Raw genomic sequence first — 21,962 nt, forward strand, 5'->3', positions numbered from 1 at the left:
CCTTGACCAGCAGGTCGCCTGATCCCGGCGCGCTCCCCGGCATCGGCACAGGGGCCTGGTCGACAGCCGACGCACAGCAACGCAGCCCACAGACCGGGGTGTGGATCGGAGGCGAGCACGTGCCGCTTCGATAACGGCCGTCGTTACCGGTGGCGGCACGTGCATCTCGTCCGACGTGTCTGCGCCGCCCCGATAGTGGGCGCATCAACGAGCGCCGGAATTCTCCGCATGTCCGCGCGCCCGCAGCCCCAATCCATAGCTCAGCGTGGCGAGGGCACCGGCCGCGACGGCGATGGTGCCCAGTGTCACCGCCGTCGGAATGGGGGCGAAGGCCCACAGCCCGGCGTAGAAGAGGCCGCTCAGAACCATCGACCAGCCTGCGAAGCGTGCCAGCTGCCTGGCGCAGGCGGTAGGCGCCAACGCCTTGGGGGCGCGATTGCCGTAAAAGGCGATCATCAGTCCGTTGGCGCCGATGACCAGCCGAAGGGTCGTATCGTGGCTGATGATGTCCTGCCGGTGGGCGAGGCTGGCGGCGAGTGCCAGCAGGATCAGACCGCCGGCCCAGGCGAGGCCAACGAACAGTTCGGTGCGCACAGTGTTCATCGCTGGGTCTCCACTATGTCCGATGCGACCGCCGGCGGCTCCACGCCGAGGCCGAACGATTGAGCGAAGCCGAGCAGCGCCTCCTCGAGCACGGACAGCTTCAGATGGTAGAGGATGGACTTGCCGACTTTCTCCGCATGGACGAGGTCGGCCTCCCTCAGCACTGAGAAGTGCGCCGACATGGTCGGCTTCGACACGTCGAAGTGCAGGCACAGGTCGCCCGCGCTCATCGGCCCCGCGCGCAGCAATTGCAGCACGCGTCGGCGGGTTGGATCCGAAAGGGCCCTGAACACGCGACTCATGGTTAGATGATTAGCTAATTATCGAATGAACATCAACTTTGTCGTTAACAAAGGCGGTAGGTCGGGCTTTCAGTGGGAGCGAGAGGCTGCGCACGGCATGCTTTGAGTCAGGCGGCGCCGGGATCCGAACGCCTCCACCGCTCCCGCTACATCAAGACTATCCGGCGCGAAGCGGAGCTCCGGCTAGAAGGAGAGACGTGCCGAGGCGCGAACGGTGCGCGGAGCCCCGGGATAGATCCAGACCGGGCTGTAGGAACTCTGGGCATAACGCTTGTCGAAAAGATTGTCGGCTTCCAGTCTCACGCTGAACTGAGGGGAGAAGGCGTACTCGGCCGCAGCCTTGGCTTTGACGTAGGCCGGAAGCCTCGGAGCGTTGGCGTCGAGCCCGCCCGCGCGATCTCCGACGTAGCTTGCCCCGAAGCTTACGGAGACGCCCCGCTTCTGCGCATCGAGGAAGCGGGCGATTGCGAACAGTGTCGCGGAATGATCCGGAACGTTGAGGACGGCGTCGGTCGCGAAGGCGGCGTCGTCGGCCCGCGCCGGAGTCCAGGCGTAATTCGCGACGACTTGCCATCGCTGCGCCAGCTTGACCGAAGCATCGAACTCGATGCCTCGGCTGGTCAGCTTGCCGACCGGCGCCAGATAGCTGGCGTCGACCGGATCGGTGGTGAGGATGTTCTGCTTCGCGATGTCGAACCAGGTGAGCGCCAGATCGATCCCCGGCCAGGCTGCGGTGAGCCCGAGTTCGTAGCCGTGCCCCTGCTCGGGTGAGAAGCCGTCGCCGAGCCGCCCGGTACCGGAATTGAGCAGATAGCTTTCGCCCCAGTTCGCCTGAATCGCGAAGATCCGGCTGAGTTCGTAACGGACGCCGACGCGAAAATTGACCGGTTCGTCAGTGATCGTTGCCGTACGGTTCGTCAGCAGATTGCGAATCTTCTGCCGGTAGGCATCGATGCGGACCCCGGCCGAAACGGTGAGGCGATCGTTCATGGACCACATGTCCTGCACGTAGAATGTCGCGACTTGGCGCGTTTCGTGATTGTTGATGAACGGGAGCAAGGCGGGCGGAGAGCCGCCATAAACGGGATCGTAGATGTCGATCGGGTAAGGATTTGCTGCGGTCGGGTTGCGGCGCATCCAGCGTTCCTGATAGTCGAGGGTGTAAGCCTTGACGCCGATGCTCGCACGGTGTTCTCCGAGCGCGCCGGTGAGCTCAAGCCGTGCCGAGAGGTCCTCCACCTCGAAATCGCGTTGGCGGCGCTGGCGCCAGAGCGCGCGACCGACCAGCCTCGACTGGTCCGACGAGAAGCCCTTGAGCGAGCCCGTTCGGTAAGCGATGCCTCCGTTCAGGATCAGGCGATCGCCGATGTTCGCGAGAGTCGTGAGCTGGTGGCGCTGATTGCGAAAGCGGGTGACGCCGTCCGCCGGCTCCCCATAGAAATTGTCGCGCGGCAGGGCATTCGCATCGCCGTTCACCGCGGGGATCCCGCGGTCGAACGGGGCATCGAACTCGGTGAACTCACCCACATAGGTGAATCGCACCTTTGGAAGCGGCATCCAGGTGAGAGAAGGCGCGAGGACCCGCCGCTTGAGGGGCACGAAGTCGCGCCAGCCATCGCTATCCTCGGCCGCCACGACGATCCGTGCGGCAAGTGTCCCCGTAATTGGGCCGGTCGCGTCCAGTTCGGCCCGCCTGGTGTCGAACGCGCCGTAGGTGAGGACCAAGTGAGCCGACGGATCGAAGCGCGGAGTCTTGGAGACGATGTTGACCCGCCCTCCCGGATCGATGTCGCCGAACAAGGCGCCGGCGGGGCCTTTCAGCATCTCGATCCGCTCTGCGGTGGCGGGATCGCGCGGCGGGCCCATGCCGCGGTTGGCGAGAAATCCGTCGACATAATATTCGGCGCCGCCATCGGGCGTGCCGAGAAAGCCACGGATCGCGAAATTGTCCAGGAAGCCGCCGCGATTGTTCTGGTTGCTGACGCCGCTGATCAGCTCCAGCGCATCCGAAAGACGATAGGCGCTGGCCGCAGTCAACAAGTCTCGCTCCAGCGAACGGCTCGAGGGGGACATCCGTTCGGTGACCATGTCCGAGGACAAGGTGCGATCGGCCGGTACGGTGCGAGTGCCCAGCACGACGATTTCCTGGGCGTCGGTCTCGACAGGTCGAGCCGCAAGGACGGGATCGCTCGCGACGGGCGCCGACTCTCCGTCGGCTGCAGAGATAAAGGCGAGCGCGGACATGAACGGATCGAACACGAGGATACTCCGAGAATTGCAGGTGAGTGTATGCGGATGCGCATCCGCATCAGAGGTAGCTGAGCAGGGCGTAATTGCTGCGGCGCTTGACGCCCGCGAACCAGCGGCACAGGAACCAGAGTGGGGCCGCGACTGCCCCGGCCAGGAGCCACAGGGCCGCGACGCTGGGCAGGCTGAACAAGCGCCCATGATTGGGACCGAGGCTGCTCAGAGCGAGCAGGTTGAGGAGGTGCAGCAGATAAAGATGCGCAATATAGAAGAAGAGCGGGACCGCCCCGAACACCGCGATCCACCCGAGTGCACGGCCAGGCGCTTGCTCGAGCAGCACCAGCAACAGGGCACCGGTGCCGATGGTGAGCAGGATGAATACGGCCGACGGCGGGTATTTCGTCAGATTGACGAAGCTCATTGCCGTCTCGACCGGTGACGATCCGAGTTCCCAGGGATGAGGATCGCCGTAGACGTTCACGGCGCGCATCGAGAGGAAAAGTACCAAAGCGCCGACGCCGACGGTGAGCAGCCTTCTTCTCCGCGTCGGGGCGGAAATATCGCTTCCGAACCATGTCCCCGCGCTCCAGCCCAGTGCGACGACGCCAATCCAGGGGAGCAGCGGATAGGAGCTACGCGCGCGGACGCTGTCGCTGAGCGCGATGTAGCCCCTGTCGTGGAGAAGCGCCCAAAGAGCGTGCCCATATTCTCCCGGTGCAAAGGCAATGGGATCGAGAAGATTGTGCCCGAAGACGATCGACAGCCCGATGGCGAGCAGGGCTGGACGCGGCAGCCAGAGCAGGCCGGAGAGCGCGATCATCGACAGGCCGATGACCCAGATCACCTGGAGGAAGATGGTCTGCGGCGGCAGGGAGAAGGTCCACGCGAAATTGATCACCGTCAGTTCGAGGACGATCAGGAAGAGGCCTCGTTTGAACAGGAACGCCGCCGCGGCTGGCTTGCCGCCTCGGTGCTGGCCGTACAGCCAGGCCGACAAGCCGGTCAGTGCGACGAAGATCGGTGCGCAGAGGTGGGCGAGGAGGCGGCTTGCGAAGAGGCTCGGGGGCGTAGTGCCGAGATCCATCGGATCCGCGACCTGCGCGTGCAGATAAAAGAATTCCCGAACATGGTCGACGAGCATGGCGAGCATGACCACGCCGCGAAGAGCGTCGATGGGGACATGGCGGCTGGGGGTGCCAGACGAAATCGCGGGCGATTGACTACGGGACTGGCCCGCATCCGGAGCAGCGTGAGCTGCGGCGGCGGGCGCGAGACGTGGCACGCGTGGCATGGAAGAATTCCGTCCGATGCGGCCGTGCACTGACGGCCGTGTGGCGCTTCACCGGCGCCAGCCTCGGGCAAGAGAATGTCGCCCGGCTGTTGATGCTCGATGATCGGCTTCAGGGGGCATGTGCCGCGACACGAGCGAACGCTGATCGCGGCGCATTCCGATGCGCACTCAGCCGAGCGGCGGCTCCAGCAAGGGGCCGATGACTCGGCTGAAGAGCGCCTCCGCCGCGATCATGCGGATGCGCATCGCGCCCCGTGCCGAAATGCCGGAGAGTGCAGGCTCGTCGGGGAGCAGGGCGCCGGCAAGGGCGCTCGCAGCAGCATCCGCCAGAGTTCCCTGCTTTTCCCCGGCCGATTCCGCTGCCTCTTCGCCATGCGCCGCAAGAGAGATGATGAGTTGCTCGCTTGTCCGCGCAGCGGCGTGCGCGGTCACATCCGCGTGCCGGCATAGTGCAAAGGGCGCCGCCAGACCGTTGCCGGCGACGAACACCAGCAGAAGCAGGAGAGGAAGCAATCGGGCCATTTGATATGTGATAACGTCCCTAGACAGGGGAAGGCAAGCTTTGATCACGCAACCCTCAGCGCCGGTTGGAGAAAAGGGCGCGGCTTCGCTCCGCATCGATCAGGGCAGGAGCGATGTGTGCGTTCGACCCTCTGGTCGGATGTGGCGAAGATGAGGACGACCCGGTCAGTGGATCAAAGCGGCGCTCGACCGCATCTCGCCAGAGCCGCCGCGGCGACGGCGTTCGTCAAGGCCGGCGGACCAACGAGGGACACGCCCATATAGGTCTCGCGCTCCACGGTGATGACCTGTTCACCGAGCCGCCACTCGGACGACGACCATTCCTGGCTGCCGGCGATGCTGCCGTGCTTGGAAATTCGTTCTGCGCCGATGCCTTGCAGAACGGCATCGATGGCCGCGATCAGGTCCTCGTCCCACTCGTCACCGAGGTGGATGTCCACCATTGCTGGATTACCAGCGTCCCTCACCAATGTTTGCTTCGGCTGGCCATCGGGCTCTCTCACGATCGCACGGGTTAGCTCGAAGTCGGCTCAATCGCCCTTGGGCCCGAGATAATCGGGACCATAGACCGCCTTGCGGAAGTCGCGGTGGAGACTGCCGTCGAACGGCACCGTCTGAACGAAGAACACGGCGGTGAGCTTGTTGGCGGGATCGACCCAGAACAGGGTGGAGGCCATGCCGTCCCAGAAGAACTCTCCGAGGGTGCCCCGGTTTTCCTGAGCATCCTTGGGCTGGCCGGTTCGGACGAAGAAATCTATGCCGAAGCCACCATTGCCCTTGCCCGGCAGCCACAGACGCTCGGTGACGCGCGGATCGAGCTGGTCGGTCGCCATCAGCTTCACCGTCGACGGCTTGAGGATGCGGACGCCGTCGAGGTTGCCGCCGTTCAGCAGCATCGTGGCGAAGCGCATGTAATCGTCCACAGTCGAGGCGAGGCCGGCGCCGCCCATGGTGAGCGTCTTGGGCGCGAAGTTCAGCCGGCGATTATCCGCATCGGGAACCCGATCGAGCGTTCCGCCCGGCTTTTTCGCGTAGACGGCGGCGAGCCGCCCGAACCGTCCTTCGGGCTGGGTCCAGCCGGTCTCGCGCATGCCGAGTGGTTGCAGGACATGGTCCCGGACGTAATCCTCGAACCGTTGGCCGGAGAGTTTCTCGACCAGCAGGGCCTGAACGTCCACGGCAGCGCTGTAATGCCAGCGTGTGCCCGGTTCGAACAGCAACGGCACCTGCGCCAGCCGCCGCCCGAACTCGGCGAGATCGATGTCGAGCTTCAGCGGTATCGGATCCAGCCGTCCGAATTCCTGCTCTGGGAAACTCTCGCCGGGGCCGTAGCCGAAGCCGGCGGTGTGGCGAAGGATGTCGCGGATCAGAATCGGCCGGTCGGGCGCCTTGAGGATCGGCTTTCCGGCGGCGTCGGTGCCGGCGAACACCTTGGTGACGCCGAATTCCGGAAGATAGCGGGCGAGCGGATCGTCCAGCCCGAACTTGCCCTGCTCCCAGAGCTGCATCAGCGCCACGCCGGTCACTGGCTTGGTCATAGAAAAGATCTGCGCGAGCGTGTCTCGGGCCATCGGCCGCTTGGCCTCGCTGTCAGCGAAGCCCGAAGTGCCGAAATAGACTTCCCGGCCATTCTCGAACACCAGAGCGGAGACGCCTATCGCCCGGCCGCTCGAGACCATCTCGGCGAGCGCGCGATCGATCCGCTGCTTGTCGATGCGCACGGTCGCCGATGCGGACGCGCTCTTGGGGGCGGCAAAGGCGGGCGCCGTCTGGGCACCGAGCAGCGCAATCGCCGCAGCTGCGGCCAACCATTTCGACATCATGCCGTCCACCCTCCGGATTGTCCTGGCAGAGGCTTAGCGGGGCAGGGTTCGGCTGGAAAGACGTCAGCCGGGCGCTCGGCGCCGGATCGCCCTTCTCAGGCTCTCACCCACCAGAATGAGAACGGCACCCAATGCGTAAGCAGCGAGGTCCATCGGATCGAAGCTGGCGCCGAGCACCACGCGCGCGATCGGGTTGCCGCGCAGGCCGATCGTGTCGAGCAGGTCGAGCCACTGGGCGATTTCGACTGCGCAGGCGATCGCGAAGGCAAGAGCCGTCGCGGCAAGGACCTCAATGCGCGACGCGGCCCTGAGAACCAGATAGACGAGCACCACGGCAAGACTGTCGCCGCCGAACGGGCGTATGATGCGGTCCTCGACGGTGAGGGCGATGAACAGCTCCAGGCCGAAAACGGCAACCGCCGCCGCTGCGTATCCTGCTCTCAGGCCGAGCATGTTGAAATGCAAATCCGAAGGATGGGCTGTGTGTCAGGTGTTGGCCCGCAAGCTCGTCGTGATCGACTCAGACCGTAAGAGCAGTGCAAGCGAATTCGACGGGTCAGTCGAGCGCCTTGCCCGCGGGTTCCACCCTGTTGCCGGCTCCCGTAAGATCGCGCCTGACCTCGCCCGACGAGAAATATCGGACCTCGTGATCGGACCCTGCCACGGTGAGCAACCCGCCAGGAGCGAGGTTCGCCGTCACCTTGTTGTCCGCACCCGAGACATCGAGGCTGGCGCAGGTTCCGGTGAGCCGGATCACGTGGCCGCTCCCCGCGATGATCACTGCCCGACCCTTGCACGGCAAGGTCATCTTGTGATCGGCCCCGGCGATGTCGATCGTCGTCGGGGTCACCTCGATCGGCCCGACGCCAGCGCTCTGGGCCGACGCGAGCAAAAGCAGCAAAGACGCAATCGGCATGAGGTCTCCTTCGATCCGCAGCGTGGCCGTCCAGCGTCAATCTGGCACGGCGCGCAGCGTCCGTCGAGCGTTGCGGCGTTGAAGTGCTCGACCGGGGGCGACCACGGACCTAGGCGAAATCGCCGAGCCTTGCGGCCTCCTCCTCCGCTTCCTCGGACAGGTGCGGGAGGGTGGTCGAATGATGTTGCGCCTCGCCGTCACCGTCGAGGGCGCCCGACATGTCCTTCGAATCAGGTTCGTTGCCTGGCTTGGGATCGATCGTCATTGGCTTCTCCTTTGCGGGTGCAACGCACAAGCTCGCCCTAGGAGCCGGGCATTGCGCCGGAACGCGCAGGCCACCCGAGTGCGCAAAGCGCCGAAGAAGCTGCTCCTGACGCCCACCGAGCCCGCGCGATCCGCTCGAGCACGGTCAGCGACATCGCGCCAAGCGTCGGCACGCGGTGAAATTCTTTCGGATCCCAGTTTGCTACGACCTTGGGACGAGTCTCGTCGCGCAGTTGGACCCAGATGATGTGGCGGTCGATCTCGCCCTGGCCGCGGACTTGGGCGATGTGGGTGGTGGTGAGGAAATCGTCGATCGCTTTCTCTCGGCGCCAGCGCCTTGCGTGCATGTCGCTGTCGACCAGCAGCCGGGTCGCGCGGAACAGCAGCGACTGGGGGTAGCCGACCTGGCCGAGCGGATCGCCTTCGCGCGTCCCCATCGCGTCGGCGAGCTGTTCCGAATAGAGCGCCCATCCGTCGGTATAGGCCGATTAGCCGCTACGGCGGTCAGAGGGTTCGAATGCCTTGTCTCCGTGCGGGGGCGAATGAGCACGTAGGAGGCGATGGCAACGACCAGTTCGAGCCGGGAGAAAGCGGGCGCCAATGTTGCGTAACCTGCTCTGAACTCGACCCGTGAAGCGTCGGAAGCGCGGCCGTGGCAGTGACATAGGAGCGCCTGGTTCTTCCTTGCGCGCAGGGGTTTCGTGGCCGCTGAAGATCGTATCTCGCGGCCGCGCGTGCTCCGTCTTCGATGTCGTAACGACCTCATTGGAGTGCCGCCCCAAGACCGGTGATCGCGAGGCAAAATTCGTCGAAGTCGAGCACCGGGCGATTTGCGGAGTCTTGGAACGCCAACAACAAGGCGCAACTTTCCTGCCCACCAAGATGCGAGCACGCGGACAATGTCTTGGTTCCGTCGTTGACACCTGCCCGCGGCCCTGATCTGATCTGTCGCGAGTCACGGAGTCGCGCGTCCATGCTTGTTCACCGTCTGCTCGCGGTCCCGATGCTGTTGGCCGGACTGGTCGCGGCAGCCGCGCCGGAACCGCCGCGCGTGGCCGGCTTTTCCGCGTTCCTGCTCAACAGCCGCACCGGCCAGCTCTCCGCCGACGTGATGGCCAATGCCGATCAGCTCGGCAACGTGCCGGCCGGACCACTCTCCGCCGTCTCCGCCCTCGTCGTCGTGCGCATTGCCTTCGGAGCGGAGGCCGCGGTGCCGGAAGGCGCGCGGGTGCATCTGGTCGCAACGGAGGCGTCCGTCCGCGGCCGCGCTGCGCGGGTCCTGCTCGATCGCAGCGCGCGGCTTGGACCGGTGGCGCAGGACGGTACGACCCATGTCGGCTTCTGGCTCGACGATATCGGATGCGCCACGATTACGCTGCGCGCCCGCTTGGCGTCGGGGACGACCAAGGCGTCCAACGCGGCGGCGAGGGGACAAGCGGAGCTGCCGTTTACCTGCTACGAATAGGAGACGAGGGACATGCAGTTGATCGCGGGTCCGGTCGGGACGGGAGCGGCGAATGCCGTCAGCGACGTCGCCCTGGTGCAGGCCATGCTGGTGAAGATCACGCGCCCCGCAGCGCCGGCCCGGCCGGCGGCCGGTGGCCGGCCGGCGACCCCGGCACGCGCCGCAGGCCCCTATCTGCCGGCCTATTCCGGCACGTTCGCGGCGTCGACTGCGGCGGCGATCACCGCCTTTCAGAACGATCATGGTATCACCGCAGCCGGCGGACGCGCCACGGCCGGAACCGTGGCTCCGAACGATACCACCTGGGCCGCCCTGGTCGCGGCGATGCCGGCAGGTTTCGCCAATCTGCGCATCATGCCCGGACATCGGACGATCTGGATCGAGGCGACGCAGGAGCAGCTGCAGGCCAAATTGAATGCGGCCGCGACCAACACCTTCACTGCCGTGTTTCGCGCCAAAGTGAATGCCACGATCAACCGCATGTTCACCGATCACCGCATCGCGATCGGAGTGGATCCGCAGGGCGACCGGCGCACCTTCCAGCAACAATATGATCTGCGAACGAGCGGGCGCGGCGTGACCAATGCCGGTCCCGGAGAAAGCAATCACAATTTCGGCGGGGCGGTCGATCTCGGCTTCGAAGGTTTGCGCTGGCTGCGCGCCAACGGCGCGGTCGTGGAGAACGAAAATCCCTGGCTGCGGCAGATGGACGCTCTCGGCGCTGCAGAAACGACGCCCTTCTGGGATGCGCTGCGCGCCGCCGGCATTGCCTCGGGTGCGTTCCGAGGTCCGGTCGGCGACCGTCCGCATCTGCAGAACTGGAACGATGCCGGAGTGGTGATGGCGGCGCGGCTGGCCGATCTGCTTACCCGATCGGGCACGATGCGGTGGAGCGGCGCCCGCGGCAGCTACAGCTGCGATCTCGGCTTTGGCGGTGCGCTGATCCCGGTCGGCTCCGCAGTACGGATCTGGAACCGCAGCGCAACGATCACAGCGGCGCAGATCGATCAGTTGCGCGCGGCCGCCCCGGCGCGGCCCGGACAAGGCCAGGGTCGAGGTCCTGGTCAGGCACAGGACCATGGTGAAGCGCAGGCACAGGGGCGTCCGGGGCAGCGGCCCGGCGCGGGGCAGCGGCCCGGCACCCCGGCAGCTGCGGCGCAGCGACCCGGCGCCGATCCAGGGATGGCGCAACGCCCTGGCGGTGCACCGGCACGGCCGCGCGCGACCGCCGCCGACGTGACGGCGATGCAGCAGGAATTGCGGCGGCAGTTTGAGCTTGCCGACGCCAATTGGCAGGCTTGGACCCCGCGCTAAGAAGGCGCCGCCGTGGCGCCCCATGCCCGTCAGCCGCCCGAACGCGCTCGCGTCGGCGTTCACACCGGCATCGCCAGTGCCGAGAACCCTACGCCATCCTCGCCCTTGCGATCCGCTCCAGCACGGTCAGCGGCATTGCGCCCAAAGTCAGCACGCGGTGGAATTGCTTCGGATCCCAGTTCGCGCCCGCCTTGGCACGCGCCTCGTCGCGCAGCCGCGCCCAGACGGTGTGGCCGATCTTGTAGCTGCACGCCTGTCCCGGCCAGACGGTGTAGCGGTCGATCTCGCCCTGGCCGCGGCCGCGGGCGATGCCGGTGGTGGCGAGGAAATAGTCGGTCGCTTTCTCGCGGCTCCACCGCTTGGCGTGCATGCCGCTGTCGACCACCAGCCGGGTGGCGCGGAACAGCAAAGACTGAAGATAGCCGACCTGTCCCAAGGGATCGTCTTCGTACATCCCCATCTCGTCGGCGAGCTGCTCCGAATAGAGCGCCCACCCTTCGGTGTAGCCCGAATAGCCGCCGCGGCGGCGGATCAGCGGGATGTCGTCGCTCTCCAGCGCGGACATCACCTGAAGGTGATGGCCGGGCACGCCTTCGTGGTAGCTCAGGGTCGCAAGGCCAAATTTCGGCCGGTCGAACGTGTCGCGCAGGTTGATGAAATAGATGGCCGGACGCGATCCGTCGAGCGAGGCGGCTTCGTAATAGCCGCCCGGTGCTCCCGCCTGGATCGCCTCCGGCACGCGGCGCACCTCGACGGTCGCCTTGGGGAGAACGGCGAACTGCTCGGGAAGCCGTTTCTCCATCGACTTGATCTGCCCGCGCAACGCCTCGAGCAAGGCCTCGCGGCCGGGATCGGTGTTGGCAAAGAGCTGGTCGGGCCGCTGGTTCAATGCGACCAGCCGCTCGCCGACACTCCCCTGGCTCATACCCTGCGCCTTGAGGATCCCATCGATCCGCGCCTGGATTTCGGCAACCTGTTCGAGCCCGAGACGGTGGATCTCGTCCCCGGTGAGCTCGGTCGTGGTCGCGGCACTTGCGGCGGCGGCGTAGAAGGCCTCACCATCAGGGAGCCGCCACACGCCGGCGTCGTGCACGGCCTTGCTCCGCAGCTCCGTGACGAGCGCGCGCTGGCGATCCAACGCCGGGAAGACGCGTTCGGCCATCAGTTTCTCGACGGCGGCGGTGCGAGCAGGCGGCAGCCCGGCCGCCTTGAGCTTGGCGGCGAGGTCGGTGACCGGACGGGTCTCCGCCGGGGCGACGTCGCGCGCCTGCCCCAGTTGCTTCAACGTGGTGTCGAGGATGTAATCGGGCGCGAACACGCCCTTCGCGGCATCGGCACGCTGGCGCTCGGTTTCCTGGTCGATCGCGGCCGCAAAGGCCTCGACGCGGGAGACATAAGCGTCAGCATCCGCGGCGTTGCGAACCTCGTGCGTGTTGGCAAGGAAATCGGGGACGTCGCGATAGGCGCCGGAAAGCTGCGAGAGGATGTAGGGTGCGAAGCGGCCCATCGTCTCGCCATAGCCGAACCGGGCGCCGCCGATGGCCCGCTCCAGGCTGTATTCGACGATCTCGACGTCGAGCTTCGATGCGTCGTTCAGCGCCTTGCGGTCGATCGTCCGCAATTGGGCGAGATCGGCCCTGGCGCGGGCGCGCTGGCGGGCGGCACCGGCTTGGGAGAGATCGGAGAGCTTGCCCCGCAAGTGGCTGCGGGTGCCGGTGTCGAGCCCTAGCGAGGTCGCGTCCTCCGGCGAGTCTTCGAGCCTTGCATAGAAAAAGCCGTCGAGCATGGCGCGCAGCTTCGCGTCTGCGGTGCTGGGCTTGGCGGCTTGCGCGCGGGCGGCTGCAGGCAGGGACGCGACGACCGCCGTCATTGCTGCGGAGGACAGAAACTGACGGCGGTGCATGTTCGTTCTCCGGGGGCGTTCGACCGTGTTCTAACCCTTTGAACGACCTTTTCAATCCAGCCCGGTCAAGCTGTTGCTGGGGGATCCGGGGGAGTGCCGCCAGCACCGGACCGCAGCGGGAGCCTTATCAGTGTCTGCGTGGGCTTTGGGACTCGACGGCCCCAACATCGGGGGCTCAAGTGCCTGGGCTCTCCTGCACGGTTCTCGTCCGAGGCTCTGAGCCGAAGCTCGACATGAACCGCCGACCCTTCTGTTGATCGAAGCGCGATGCTAGGCTGCGGGCGTGCAGCAATCCGGCGACGACGAAGCTTTTCTGGCGACCATCGGCTACAGTCCGATTGCGAGCGTCATCAGCAATCCGCGCCGACCCGACAATCCGATCGAAGTGGCCAATCCGGCCTTTTGCGCGCTGACCGGCTATGCGGAGGCCGACGTGGTCGGCCGCAATTGCCGGTTCCTGGCGGGCGCGGCCACCGAGCCCTGGCTGACCGAGCGTATCCGCCAGGGGATTGCCAGCCGGCGGCCGGTGCTGGTCGACATCCTGAACTATCGCAAGGACGGGTCGCCGTTTCGCAACGCGGTGCTGGTGACGCCGCTGTTCGACTCCGAAGGCGAGCTGCTTCACTTTCTCGGCTCGCAGGTGGATCTGGGCGAAGAGGGACCAAGCCTCTCGATCAGCCGGCAGAGGAGAGCCGTGGCGCTGGTACAGGATCTGCCGCCGCGCCAGCGCCAGGTGCTCGAGCAGATGGGAAAAGGCTATCGCAACAAGCAGATCGCCCACGCGCTCTCGATCAGCGAGAAAACGGTGAAGATGCACAGGGAATTGCTGCTGCAGCGCCTGGGTGCAACGACCACGGCCGATGCCATCCGGATCGCCGTCGAAGCGGGGCTTTGATACCGTTTTAAGTCCGTATGGATAGCCAGGCTGACGCGGCCTAATTTCTGTTTCGGCGGGGGCTGAAAAAGGAACCGCTTCATGACATTTTCTCGCATCGCCTCCATCGCTCTTCTGGCAGCCACCGTCTCGGCCGTCGCGACACCTGCTCTGGCCGACAATCACAAGCACGCCGCCAAGTCCGGCGGCACGATCGTCGCAGCAGCCGCCGCCTCTCCGCAGCACAAGACGCTGGTTACCGCCGTCAAGGCGGCGGGGCTGGCCGATACGCTTGCCTCCGGCGGACCGTTCACGGTCTTCGCGCCGACCGACGCCGCCTTCGCCAAACTTCCGGCGGGCACGCTCGACACGCTGCTGAAGCCCGAGAACAAGGGCCAGTTGACGTCGATCCTCACCTATCATGTCGTCGCCGGAAAGGTCGATGCGGCGTCCCTGATCGAGAAGATCTCGGCAGGCGGGGGTCAGGCCGTTCTGACCACTGTCCAGGGCGGATCGCTCACCGCGACCTTGTCCAATGGCAAGGTCGTCCTTCGAGACGCATCGGGCGGTTCCTCGACCGTCACGACCGCGGATCTCATGCAGTCGAACGGGATCATCCACGTTACGGATGCGGTCTCGCTGCCAGGCTGAGCCGCGCGGTCGCTGGCCGCCGTTCCCCCCCTGGCGGCGGCCAGCACCCCCGACTGCACCCCGGGTAGGAAACCGGCGCATTCCCACCATTCTTCCTCTCGTGTCGGAAACCATGGTCGCCGCCGCCCCGGGCGTCTAACGGAAGAGCTGCGGAAGCCCGCGAAGCGAGAGCCGAGGGAGAAGCTGGTATGAGCGAAGGCGGCTTGGTCATCATGCCGATACCTGCGCTGGTGGCGGTATTGCTCAACCGGGAACAAGAGAAAGGCTCTCCGCTGACCGAAGCCGAAGTACTTGCTATCCGCGACACCGCTCAATGCACGATGGTTCCCAGCGACGTCGCCGCCAAGATCGTCGAATCGCGCGGCTATCAGGATATCGATCCTGCATGCGCCTGGGAGGAGTGGAGCGCGGTCCGCCTAGGTTTGTGAATGACCTCCAGAGCGGCGGAACGCCTGCTCCAGATCCCTGCAGTCCCGCGATTTTCGAGTCGTCGGACGGTTTCGTCCGACTGGAAATCGCTCTAACCTAGAGAAAAGCCTCCCCCGCGGGCGCGGGAGAGGCTTCCTCATGCGAACGAGTGTCAGGCCAGGTGTCAGGCCTGTTCGGCCTTGCCTTCTTCGGCGCTGCCTTCCTCGGCCGGCTGGTCCTGCTCGCCTTCGACCTTCTTGCCCTTGCGCTTGGAGGGCTTGGGCGGGGCGGGGATGATCTCGAACGACGGGGCGTTGTCCTTGATCGTCACCTTGACCTCGCCGCCATGGACGAGCTTGCCGAACAGCAATTCCTCGGCGAGCGGCTGCTTGATCTTCTCCTGGACGAGGCGGCCCATCGGACGCGCGCCGTAGAGCTTGTCGTAACCGCGGGCGGTGAGCCACTTCCTGGCTTCCTCGTCGAGATCGATGTGGACGTTGCGGTCCGCCAGCTGCAGCTCGAGCTGGAGGATGAACTTGTCCACGACCCTTGCGACCACTTCCGGCGGAAGATAGCCGAACGGCACGATCGCATCGAGGCGATTGCGGAATTCCGGCGTGAACATCCGCTTGATCGCTTCCTCGTCCTCGCCCTCGCGGGTCTGGTTGCCGAAGCCGACACCCTCGCGCGCCATGTCGCTGGCGCCCGCATTGGTGGTCATGATCAGGATTACGTTGCGGAAATCGACCGTCTTGCCGTGGTGATCGGTGAGCTTGCCGTTGTCCATCACCTGCAGCAGGATGTTGAACAGATCCGGATGCGCCTTTTCGATTTCGTCGAGCAGCAGCACGCTGTGCGGATGCTGATCGACCGCGTCGGTCAAGAGGCCGCCCTGATCATAGCCGACATAGCCCGGAGGTGCGCCGATCAGCCGACTGACCGAGTGCCGCTCCATATATTCGGACATGTCGAACCGCTGCAGCGGAATGCCCATGATCGTCGCGAGCTGACGGGCAACCTCGGTCTTGCCGACGCCGGTTGGGCCGGAGAAAAGGTAATTGCCGATCGGCTTGTCCGGATCGCGAAGGCCGGCGCGGCTGAGCTTGATCGCCGACGAGAGCACCTTGATCGCATCGTCCTGGCCGAACACCACCCGCTTCAGATCGCGCTCGAGATGCTCGAGCGTCTTCTTGTCGTCCGACGACACGCTCTTCGCCGGAATGCGGGCCATGGTCGAGATGACGCTCTCGATCTCCTTGGTGGTGATCGTCTTCTTGCGCTTGGACGGCGGCACCAGCATCTGCATCGCGCCGACTTCGTCGATCACATCGATCGCCTTGTCCGGCAGCTTGCGGTCGTTAATGTAGCGCGCCGACAGCTCCACCGCCGCCTTGATCGCGTCCGGCGTGTATTTGACGTTGTGATGTTCCTCGAACGCAGTCCGCAGGCCGGCCAGAATCTTCACCGTATCCTCGATCGTCGGCTCGTTGACGTCGATCTTCTGGAACCGGCGGAGAAGGGCGCGGTCCTTCTCGAAATGGTTGCGGAACTCCTTGTAGGTGGTCGATCCGATGCAGCGGATCGTCCCGCCCGACAGAGCCGGCTTCAAGAGGTTGGACGCGTCCATCGCACCGCCGGAGGTCGCGCCTGCGCCGATTACCGTGTGGATCTCGTCGATGAAGAGCACCGCATGGGGCATCTTTTCGAGCTCGGTAACGACCGCCTTCAGCCGTTCCTCGAAATCGCCGCGATAGCGGGTGCCGGCGAGCAGCGCCCCCATGTCGAGCGAGTAGATCACCGCTTCCTTCAGAACGTCGGGCACTTCGCCCTCGACGATCTTGCGCGCCAGGCCTTCCGCAATCGCGGTCTTGCCGACGCCGGGATCGCCGACATAAAGCGGGTTGTTCTTCGACCGGCGGCAGAGGATCTGCACGGTACGGTCGACCTCCGGCCCGCGGCCGATCAGCGGATCGACGCGGCCGTTCTGGGCCTTTTCATTGAGGTTGACGGTGAACTGCTTGAGCGCGGATTCCGACTTCTTCTTGCCGTCCTCCTGCTTGGTTTCCTCGGCGCCCTTGACCTCGGCCGGCTCGGCCGGGGTGTCGCCCTTGCCGACGCCGTGGCTGATATAGCTGACGGCATCGAGGCGGCTCATGTCCTGCTGCTGCAGGAAATAAACGGCGTAGGATTCGCGCTCGGAGAAGAGCGCGACCAGCACGTTGGCGCCGGTCACCTCGTCCCGGCCCGAAGACTGGACGTGGAGAATGGCGCGCTGGACGACTCGCTGGAAGCCGCTGGTCGGCGAAGGATCGGTGTCGCCTTCGACCTTCAACGCTTCGAGCTCGTTGTCGAGATACATGCGGACGGCTTCGCGAAGCTCGTTCAAGTCGACCCCGCAGGCCTTCATGACCCGGCTTGCATGGGTGTCCTCGATGAGGGCGAGAAGAAGATGCTCGAGCGTCGCATATTCATGCTTGCGGCCGCTCGCTTCGGCGAGCGCCGTGTGCAGGGTTTGCTCGAGTTCGCGGGCAAATGACGGCATTAGCTACTCCTGGGGGCCGGCCCCGAACGGACGGCCCGTTTGCCCTGATGTTGGGTCTCTCCCGGCCCGATCAAGCAGGTGCCTGAAAAAGGTGAGGGAACCCCATTATGTTCCCCCAAAGGTTTCATTTTCTGAAAAGGTCTTCGGCGCTGGCGCGATGATTGACCGCCGCGTCGATCTTGGCCCTTACCCTGGCGATTTCGCCTTCGAGAGCCGCGATGCGGGCGTGAAGTTCGTCCACCGAGAGAGGGTCGAGATCCTGCTTGACGAGCAGGGTCAGCGGGTCGCCCGGTTTGTCCGGGAAGAGCTCTTCGAGATCCATGGCGGCGAGGTTCCGCCTCGCATCGGCGACTGTCAACCGCGCAACGCTTGCATGTCGCTGCTTTCCCCGCGAGCGTGGCGCGATGACCACGCTTCCCCAGACCATGACCGCCATCGATCCCGCCGAAGCCGGCGGGCCCGAGTTCCTTGTCCCCGTCGACCGGCCGCTGCCGCAGCCGGCGCCGGGCGAGGTGCTGATCCGAGTCGCCGCCGCCGGCGTCAACCGGCCCGACATCGTCCAGCGGCAGGGTTTCTATCCGCCGCCGCCCGGCGCGCCGTCCATCCCCGGGCTCGAAGTCGCGGGCGAGGTCGTCGCGGTCGGGGAAGGCGCTGACCCGGCGCTGCTCGGCGCGGAGGTCTGCGCGCTTGTCTCCGGCGGCGGCTATGCCGAATATTGCGCCGCACCGGCCGGGCAGTGCCTGCCGGTGCCCGACGGCTTCTCGCTCGTCGAGGCCGCGGCCCTGCCGGAGACCTTCTTCACGGTGTGGAGCAATCTCTTCCAGCGCGGCGCGGCCAAAGCCGGCGAGACGATCCTCGTTCATGGCGGTACCAGCGGCATCGGCACCACCGCGATCCTGCTCGGCAAGGCGCTCGGCCTCCGGGTGATCGTCACCGCGGGCAGCGCCGATAAATGCCGGCGTGCGCTCGAGATCGGCGCGGCCAACGCGATCGACTATCGCAGCGCCGACTTCGTCGCGGAGGTGAAGGCGATCACCGGCGGCCGCGGCGTCGACGTGGTGCTCGACATGGTCGGCGGCGATTATGTGCCCCGCAACATCGCCTGCATGGCCGAGGACGGCCGCCACGTCTCGATCGCCGCCCAACGCGGCGCCGAGGCGCAGCTGCCGCTGTGGCCGATCATGCGCAAGCGGCTGACGCTCACCGGATCGACGCTGCGCGCCCGCGACATCGTCTTTAAGTCCGCCGTCGCGGCGGCGCTTCGCGACACGGTGTGGCCGCTGCTGAACCGCGGCGAGATTCGGCCGATCATCGACAGCCTGTTTCCGCTCGCCAAGGCCGCCGACGCGCACCGGCGGATGGAAGAGGGGGATCATGTCGGCAAGATCGTGCTGACCGTGGCCTGAGCAGAGCGTGCAACACGGCCTCGGCCTCGCCCATATGGCGGCGGTGGACTTCGCCGAGATGTTGGGCCACACGGGGGCGGGGACCGTGTAACAGACAAGGGCAGGAGCCCGCATGCGCGCTTGTGAGGCGAGCGCCGATGCGTGTTCGTGCCCAAGAAGGATCGACACGATGACCGAGGCCTATGTCCTCCACGAATATTCCCAGTCCGGAAATTGCTACAAGATCAGGCTGACTGCGGCCTTGCTCGGCATCGCGCTCGAGCGGCGCGGATATGACATCCTCAAAGGCGAGACACGTACGCCGGAATTCCTGGCGAACGTGAACGCCAACGGCCGCATCCCGGTGCTGCAGATCGTCGACCGCTCTCTGCCGGAAAGCAATGCCGCCTGCTTCTATCTCGCCGACGGATCGTCCATGGTCCCGGAGGATCGGTTCGACCGGGCGGACATGCTGCGCTGGATGTTCTTCGAACAATATAGTCACGAGCCCAATGTCGCCACCCTGCGCTTCTGGCTGACGTTCGTCGGCGAGGCGGCGCTCAGTGAGGCGCAGCGCGGCCAGATCGAGGCCAAACGCGCCGCCGGGGCGGCGGCGCTGGAACTGATGGACGAGCATCTCGCGGCGAATGCCTTCTTCGTGGGCGACCGGCTCACGCTCGCCGACATCGCGCTCTACGCCTACACCCATGTCGCGGATGGAGGCGGGTTCGACCTCGGCGCCTATCCCGCGGTGCAGGCCTGGCTTACGCGCGTCGCCGCGACTCCGGGATATGTGGCGATGGACGCATAAGGGCGCCTCCTTCCCGCCACCAACGCCCGCGCTGCGGGCGCGGGAGAGAAGAAGGGCCACCCCCTGCCCACTCCAGCAGGGGCTGAAGGGGAATCGTGACGGGCTCAGCCCCTAATAGCGCCTTCGCCTTCCGGGGTACCGAACGGCAGCAATCCGCTTAAGTGCCGCCTTCTTCCTGCCTCTCCACGACTTCGTGGAGGGGCAGGGGGTGGATCTTCTTCAATCGCTGGAGTCGCGCACCGCGTCGAGGAACAGGAGGCCCCCGGCGATGATCGCAACACCGGCGCCGATCGCCACCCAGCCGAGAGTCGAGACGCCCGCCTTGCGCTTGTCGTCCAAGCGCAAGGTTCGCCCGCCGGCGGCGAGCGCGAGTCTGCCGCGGCCGGTGAAGCCGAGCTCGAGGCCGGTGGCGAGTGCCGTCGCGCCGGTTTCACGCGTACGCTCGACCGAGGCAAGCGCCAAGCCCGCGCGGGCGGGTTCGTGTCCGCCGAACGGCACCCGCAGCCGGGCACCGGCAAAGGCTCCGCGCTGCGGCGTGGCCGGTGCGGCATCGATAAGCTCGGCCGCCGCTGCCCGCCCGGTCGCCGCCACCGACAGGCCGGTGAGCAGGAATGCGATGATCGCGGTCTTCATGAACTGTCTCCCCTGATGTCTACTGGCAGCCTCCGCCGGGTTCCGGGCAGATTCGTGCTCCGATTGCGGCAAGTCTGCGGCGGCGGCGTCCCGGGCTCTCGATTTCGGGCGAAAAGGATCCAATCTCCTTGCCCTTGCCACATGGGTGGACTAGATGATCGGGCATGTTCGGCCGCTCCGGGAAGGGGCGGCCCTTATTGTTTGTGGAGAGACGATCCGTGGCCCAGCCGCTCATGCCCCATGCGACCGCGTCCTGGCTGGTCGACAACACCTCTTTGACCTTCGAGCAGATCGCCGATTTCTGCGGGCTGCACATTCTCGAGGTCCAGGCGATCGCCGACGACACCGCCGCCACCAAGCTGACCGGCCGCGATCCGGTGCGTGCCGGCGAGCTCACCCTCGACGAAATCGAGCGCGGCCAGGAAAATTCCGAATATCGCCTGCGCATCCACAAGGAGCCGGATCCGACTCGCCGCACCAAGGGTCCGCGCTACACGCCGGTTTCCAAGCGCCAGGACAAGCCGGACGGGATCGCCTGGATCATCCGCAACCATCCGGAGATTTCGGATGGCGCGATCTCCAAGCTGATCGGCACCACCCGGACGACGATCGCCGCGATCCGCGATCGCAGTCACTGGAACATCGCCAACATCCAGCCCAAGGATCCGGTGACGCTCGGCCTCTGTTCGCAGCGCGAGCTCGACGGGTTCGTCGCCAAGGCCGCCAAGCAGGCCGGCATCGAGCCGCCGCAGCACGATCTGACGCTCGACGGCGACCGCGCCGCGCTGATCTCCGAGCTTCGCCGCGAGCGCGATGCTGCCGCCCGCGACGCCGAGGCGGCGCATGCCGCCGAGGATAACGGGCTCGGCTTCATCGATCCGTTCAAGAGCTGATCCCGGCACGGCCCCGGGCATGGCTGACGCTTCGTCCGAGCCGCCGGCGTCAGACATTTCGCTGGCGGGCCCGGACGAACCCTATACCCACAAGCAGCTCACCTATCCGTTCGGCCGCCGTGCCCCCGAAACCGGCGCGCTGATCGAGGTCGCGCCCGGCATCGGCTGGGCGAGGCTGCCGGTGCCCGGATCGCTCAAGCACATCAACATCTGGGCCCTCGACGATGGCGAGGGGGTCGCGCTCGTCGACACCGGGCTCGACATCCCCGAATGCCGCGCGGCCTGGGAGGCGCTCCTGGCCGGGCCGCTTCACGGGCGCACGGTGACGCGGGTGATCGTCACCCATTTCCACCCTGACCATGTCGGCCTCGCCGGCTGGCTGTGCGAGCATTTCGGCGTGAAGCTTTGGATGACCCGCGGCGAATGGCTTTACGCCCGCATGCTCGCGGTCGACGTGCGCGATGCGCCCCCGCCCGAGGCGATTGCATTCTGGCGGGCGGCCGGCTGGGACGCGGACCGGATCGCGGCGGAAAGCGCCAAAGGCTGGGGTCGGTTCGCGTCGGTGGTGACGCCGGTGCCGGTCGGCTTCGTGCGGGTGACGGACGGCGACACGCTCCGCATCGGCAGCCGGACCTGGCGCGCGGTGATCGGGTCCGGCCATTGCCCCGAGCATCTCTGCCTGGTCGATGAGGAAGGCGGCCTGCTGATCGCCGGCGACCAGGTGCTGCCCAAGATCACCTCCAATGTTTCGCTCGGGCTCAGCGAGCCCGAGGCCGATCCGCTCGGCGAGTGGCTGGACTCGATCGACAGGATGCGGGGACTTCCCGGGGATCTGCTCGTCCTGCCCTCGCATGGCGAGCCGTTCACCGGCCTCCATGCGCGTCTCGATGCGCTCGAATACGGCCATCGTGACCGCCTCGACGCCCTTCACACCCGCATTGGCGAGCCGCGCCGGGCGGTCGATTGTTTCGGAACCCTGTTCGCGCGCCGCATCGAGGACCGGGTCTACGGCATGGCCACCGGCGAAGCGTTGGCGCATCTGCGGCACCTCGAGCGCGAAGGCAAAGCGGTTCGCGACGCGGTAGACGGCGTCTCCTGGTGGCGGGCCGCCTGAG

23 protein-coding genes and 1 pseudogene are annotated in these 21,962 nt (G+C 66.1%); 9 read left to right on the top strand and 15 right to left on the bottom strand.

The window, feature by feature from the left end:
* Positions 1-204: 204 nt before the first annotated feature.
* The 11 genes and pseudogenes from C7I55_RS01025 to C7I55_RS28645 all read right to left on the bottom strand — a co-directional run.
* Entirely contained in the window at positions 205-603 is a 399-nt protein-coding gene (locus C7I55_RS01025; protein WP_233221968.1) for an ammonium transporter, read from the bottom strand.
* Positions 600-905, bottom strand: a complete 306-nt coding sequence (locus C7I55_RS01030; protein ID WP_106511041.1) for an autorepressor SdpR family transcription factor — start codon at positions 903-905, stop codon at positions 600-602. Before C7I55_RS01030 ends, C7I55_RS01025 begins: the two co-directional genes overlap by 4 nt.
* 183 nt (positions 906-1,088) lie before the next feature.
* Entirely contained in the window at positions 1,089-3,164 is a 2,076-nt protein-coding gene (locus C7I55_RS01035; protein ID WP_233221970.1) for a TonB-dependent siderophore receptor, read from the bottom strand.
* A 49-nt stretch (positions 3,165-3,213) separates the two neighbouring features.
* Positions 3,214-4,443: a DUF1624 domain-containing protein gene (locus C7I55_RS01040; RefSeq protein ID WP_106511042.1), complete on the bottom strand. Its 1,230-nt coding sequence runs from the start codon at positions 4,441-4,443 to the stop codon at positions 3,214-3,216.
* Between the two features lie 168 nt (positions 4,444-4,611).
* A complete protein-coding gene (locus C7I55_RS01045) occupies positions 4,612-4,965 on the bottom strand; it encodes a hypothetical protein (RefSeq protein WP_106511043.1) in 354 nt (117 codons plus the stop codon).
* A 173-nt stretch (positions 4,966-5,138) separates the two neighbouring features.
* Positions 5,139-5,408: a hypothetical protein gene (locus tag C7I55_RS01050; RefSeq protein ID WP_106511044.1), complete on the bottom strand. Its 270-nt coding sequence runs from the start codon at positions 5,406-5,408 to the stop codon at positions 5,139-5,141.
* 87 nt (positions 5,409-5,495) lie between these two features.
* The gene (locus C7I55_RS01055; RefSeq protein ID WP_199192674.1) at positions 5,496-6,785 is read right to left on the bottom strand and encodes a serine hydrolase domain-containing protein; all 1,290 of its coding nucleotides are present in this window, start codon (positions 6,783-6,785) and stop codon (positions 5,496-5,498) included.
* 66 nt (positions 6,786-6,851) lie between these two features.
* The gene (locus C7I55_RS01060; protein ID WP_106511611.1) at positions 6,852-7,241 is read right to left on the bottom strand and encodes a DUF2809 domain-containing protein; all 390 of its coding nucleotides are present in this window, start codon (positions 7,239-7,241) and stop codon (positions 6,852-6,854) included.
* A gap of 103 nt (positions 7,242-7,344) precedes the next feature.
* Positions 7,345-7,704 carry a DUF3060 domain-containing protein gene (locus C7I55_RS01065; RefSeq protein ID WP_106511046.1) on the bottom strand — a complete coding sequence of 120 codons (360 nt, stop codon included), beginning with the start codon at positions 7,702-7,704 and terminating at the stop codon, positions 7,345-7,347.
* Positions 7,705-7,813: 109 nt separating this feature from the next.
* Positions 7,814-7,969, bottom strand: coding sequence for a hypothetical protein (locus C7I55_RS27950; RefSeq protein ID WP_158266226.1), 156 nt, complete (start codon positions 7,967-7,969; stop codon positions 7,814-7,816).
* A gap of 37 nt (positions 7,970-8,006) precedes the next feature.
* Positions 8,007-8,444, bottom strand: a pseudogene (locus tag C7I55_RS28645) (DUF885 family protein); the annotation flags it as partial.
* Positions 8,445-8,941: 497 nt separating this feature from the next.
* Here C7I55_RS28645 and C7I55_RS01075 point away from each other — a divergent pair.
* Together C7I55_RS01075 and C7I55_RS01080 are read left to right on the top strand one after the other, a co-directional pair.
* Complete coding sequence (locus C7I55_RS01075; RefSeq protein WP_106511047.1) at positions 8,942-9,433, top strand: hypothetical protein; 492 nt, start codon at positions 8,942-8,944, stop codon at positions 9,431-9,433.
* A gap of 12 nt (positions 9,434-9,445) precedes the next feature.
* Positions 9,446-10,747, top strand: coding sequence for a M15 family metallopeptidase domain-containing protein (locus tag C7I55_RS01080; protein WP_106511048.1), 1,302 nt, complete (start codon positions 9,446-9,448; stop codon positions 10,745-10,747).
* 88 nt (positions 10,748-10,835) lie between these two features.
* On the opposite strand, the gene C7I55_RS01085 is transcribed toward C7I55_RS01080, so the two are convergent.
* Positions 10,836-12,650, bottom strand: a complete 1,815-nt coding sequence (locus C7I55_RS01085; protein WP_106511049.1) for a DUF885 domain-containing protein — start codon at positions 12,648-12,650, stop codon at positions 10,836-10,838.
* Between the two features lie 283 nt (positions 12,651-12,933).
* Here C7I55_RS01085 and C7I55_RS01090 point away from each other — a divergent pair, with 283 nt between their 5' ends.
* The 3 genes from C7I55_RS01090 (at position 12,934) to C7I55_RS01100 (ending at position 14,603) form a co-directional block, all read left to right on the top strand.
* Positions 12,934-13,545 (top strand): PAS domain-containing protein, encoded by a 612-nt coding sequence (locus tag C7I55_RS01090; protein WP_233221973.1) that lies wholly within the window; start codon positions 12,934-12,936, stop codon positions 13,543-13,545.
* 81 nt (positions 13,546-13,626) lie between these two features.
* Positions 13,627-14,175 carry a fasciclin domain-containing protein gene (locus tag C7I55_RS01095; protein WP_106511050.1) on the top strand — a complete coding sequence of 183 codons (549 nt, stop codon included), beginning with the start codon at positions 13,627-13,629 and terminating at the stop codon, positions 14,173-14,175.
* Positions 14,176-14,363: 188 nt separating this feature from the next.
* Complete coding sequence (locus tag C7I55_RS01100) at positions 14,364-14,603, top strand: hypothetical protein (RefSeq protein ID WP_199192675.1); 240 nt, start codon at positions 14,364-14,366, stop codon at positions 14,601-14,603.
* Between the two features lie 164 nt (positions 14,604-14,767).
* Here the strand turns inward: C7I55_RS01100 and clpA are convergent, their stop codons facing one another.
* The gene (clpA, locus tag C7I55_RS01105) at positions 14,768-17,125 is read right to left on the bottom strand and encodes an ATP-dependent Clp protease ATP-binding subunit ClpA (RefSeq protein WP_106511051.1); all 2,358 of its coding nucleotides are present in this window, start codon (positions 17,123-17,125) and stop codon (positions 14,768-14,770) included.
* A 124-nt stretch (positions 17,126-17,249) separates the two neighbouring features.
* Entirely contained in the window at positions 17,250-17,447 is a 198-nt protein-coding gene (locus C7I55_RS01110) for a DUF1192 domain-containing protein (protein WP_106511052.1), read from the bottom strand.
* 82 nt (positions 17,448-17,529) lie between these two features.
* Here C7I55_RS01110 and C7I55_RS01115 point away from each other — a divergent pair, with 82 nt between their 5' ends.
* Complete coding sequence (locus tag C7I55_RS01115; RefSeq protein ID WP_106511614.1) at positions 17,530-18,531, top strand: NAD(P)H-quinone oxidoreductase; 1,002 nt, start codon at positions 17,530-17,532, stop codon at positions 18,529-18,531.
* A gap of 169 nt (positions 18,532-18,700) precedes the next feature.
* Positions 18,701-19,321, top strand: a complete 621-nt coding sequence (locus C7I55_RS01120) for a glutathione S-transferase family protein (protein ID WP_106511053.1) — start codon at positions 18,701-18,703, stop codon at positions 19,319-19,321.
* 219 nt (positions 19,322-19,540) lie between these two features.
* Here the strand turns inward: C7I55_RS01120 and C7I55_RS01125 are convergent, their stop codons facing one another.
* Positions 19,541-19,954 carry a hypothetical protein gene (locus C7I55_RS01125; protein WP_106511054.1) on the bottom strand — a complete coding sequence of 138 codons (414 nt, stop codon included), beginning with the start codon at positions 19,952-19,954 and terminating at the stop codon, positions 19,541-19,543.
* Positions 19,955-20,172: 218 nt separating this feature from the next.
* On the opposite strand from C7I55_RS01125, the gene C7I55_RS01130 reads away from it, so the two are divergent.
* Positions 20,173-20,847 carry a DUF1013 domain-containing protein gene (locus C7I55_RS01130; protein ID WP_106511055.1) on the top strand — a complete coding sequence of 225 codons (675 nt, stop codon included), beginning with the start codon at positions 20,173-20,175 and terminating at the stop codon, positions 20,845-20,847.
* 19 nt (positions 20,848-20,866) lie between these two features.
* A complete protein-coding gene (locus C7I55_RS01135) occupies positions 20,867-21,961 on the top strand; it encodes an MBL fold metallo-hydrolase (protein ID WP_106511056.1) in 1,095 nt (364 codons plus the stop codon).
* The last annotated feature ends 1 nt before the right edge of the window (position 21,962 follow it).

The sequence above is a fragment of the Allosphingosinicella deserti genome (assembly GCF_003012735.1).
Taxonomy (GTDB): domain Bacteria; phylum Pseudomonadota; class Alphaproteobacteria; order Sphingomonadales; family Sphingomonadaceae; genus Allosphingosinicella; species Allosphingosinicella deserti.

What these genes read in the sequence shown, in the direction of transcription:
- C7I55_RS01055 (WP_199192674.1), bottom strand. Translation starts at nt 6,785, where the DNA reads ATGTCGAAATGGTTGGCCGCAGCTGCGGCGATTGCGCTGCTCGGTGCC.
- C7I55_RS01025 (WP_233221968.1), bottom strand. Translation starts at nt 603, where the DNA reads ATGAACACTGTGCGCACCGAACTGTTCGTTGGCCTCGCCTGGGCCGGC.
- clpA (WP_106511051.1), bottom strand. Translation starts at nt 17,125, where the DNA reads ATGCCGTCATTTGCCCGCGAACTCGAGCAAACCCTGCACACGGCGCTC.
- C7I55_RS01100 (WP_199192675.1), top strand. Translation starts at nt 14,364, where the DNA reads ATGAGCGAAGGCGGCTTGGTCATCATGCCGATACCTGCGCTGGTGGCG.
- C7I55_RS01115 (WP_106511614.1), top strand. Translation starts at nt 17,530, where the DNA reads ATGACCACGCTTCCCCAGACCATGACCGCCATCGATCCCGCCGAAGCC.
- C7I55_RS01075 (WP_106511047.1), top strand. Translation starts at nt 8,942, where the DNA reads ATGCTTGTTCACCGTCTGCTCGCGGTCCCGATGCTGTTGGCCGGACTG.
- C7I55_RS01060 (WP_106511611.1), bottom strand. Translation starts at nt 7,241, where the DNA reads ATGCTCGGCCTGAGAGCAGGATACGCAGCGGCGGCGGTTGCCGTTTTC.
- C7I55_RS01135 (WP_106511056.1), top strand. Translation starts at nt 20,867, where the DNA reads ATGGCTGACGCTTCGTCCGAGCCGCCGGCGTCAGACATTTCGCTGGCG.
- C7I55_RS01095 (WP_106511050.1), top strand. Translation starts at nt 13,627, where the DNA reads ATGACATTTTCTCGCATCGCCTCCATCGCTCTTCTGGCAGCCACCGTC.
- C7I55_RS01040 (WP_106511042.1), bottom strand. Translation starts at nt 4,443, where the DNA reads ATGCCACGCGTGCCACGTCTCGCGCCCGCCGCCGCAGCTCACGCTGCT.
- C7I55_RS01080 (WP_106511048.1), top strand. Translation starts at nt 9,446, where the DNA reads ATGCAGTTGATCGCGGGTCCGGTCGGGACGGGAGCGGCGAATGCCGTC.
- C7I55_RS01065 (WP_106511046.1), bottom strand. Translation starts at nt 7,704, where the DNA reads ATGCCGATTGCGTCTTTGCTGCTTTTGCTCGCGTCGGCCCAGAGCGCT.
- C7I55_RS01125 (WP_106511054.1), bottom strand. Translation starts at nt 19,954, where the DNA reads ATGAAGACCGCGATCATCGCATTCCTGCTCACCGGCCTGTCGGTGGCG.
- C7I55_RS01085 (WP_106511049.1), bottom strand. Translation starts at nt 12,650, where the DNA reads ATGCACCGCCGTCAGTTTCTGTCCTCCGCAGCAATGACGGCGGTCGTC.
- C7I55_RS01120 (WP_106511053.1), top strand. Translation starts at nt 18,701, where the DNA reads ATGACCGAGGCCTATGTCCTCCACGAATATTCCCAGTCCGGAAATTGC.
- C7I55_RS01110 (WP_106511052.1), bottom strand. Translation starts at nt 17,447, where the DNA reads ATGGATCTCGAAGAGCTCTTCCCGGACAAACCGGGCGACCCGCTGACC.
- C7I55_RS01030 (WP_106511041.1), bottom strand. Translation starts at nt 905, where the DNA reads ATGAGTCGCGTGTTCAGGGCCCTTTCGGATCCAACCCGCCGACGCGTG.
- C7I55_RS27950 (WP_158266226.1), bottom strand. Translation starts at nt 7,969, where the DNA reads ATGACGATCGATCCCAAGCCAGGCAACGAACCTGATTCGAAGGACATG.
- C7I55_RS01050 (WP_106511044.1), bottom strand. Translation starts at nt 5,408, where the DNA reads ATGGTGGACATCCACCTCGGTGACGAGTGGGACGAGGACCTGATCGCG.
- C7I55_RS01045 (WP_106511043.1), bottom strand. Translation starts at nt 4,965, where the DNA reads ATGGCCCGATTGCTTCCTCTCCTGCTTCTGCTGGTGTTCGTCGCCGGC.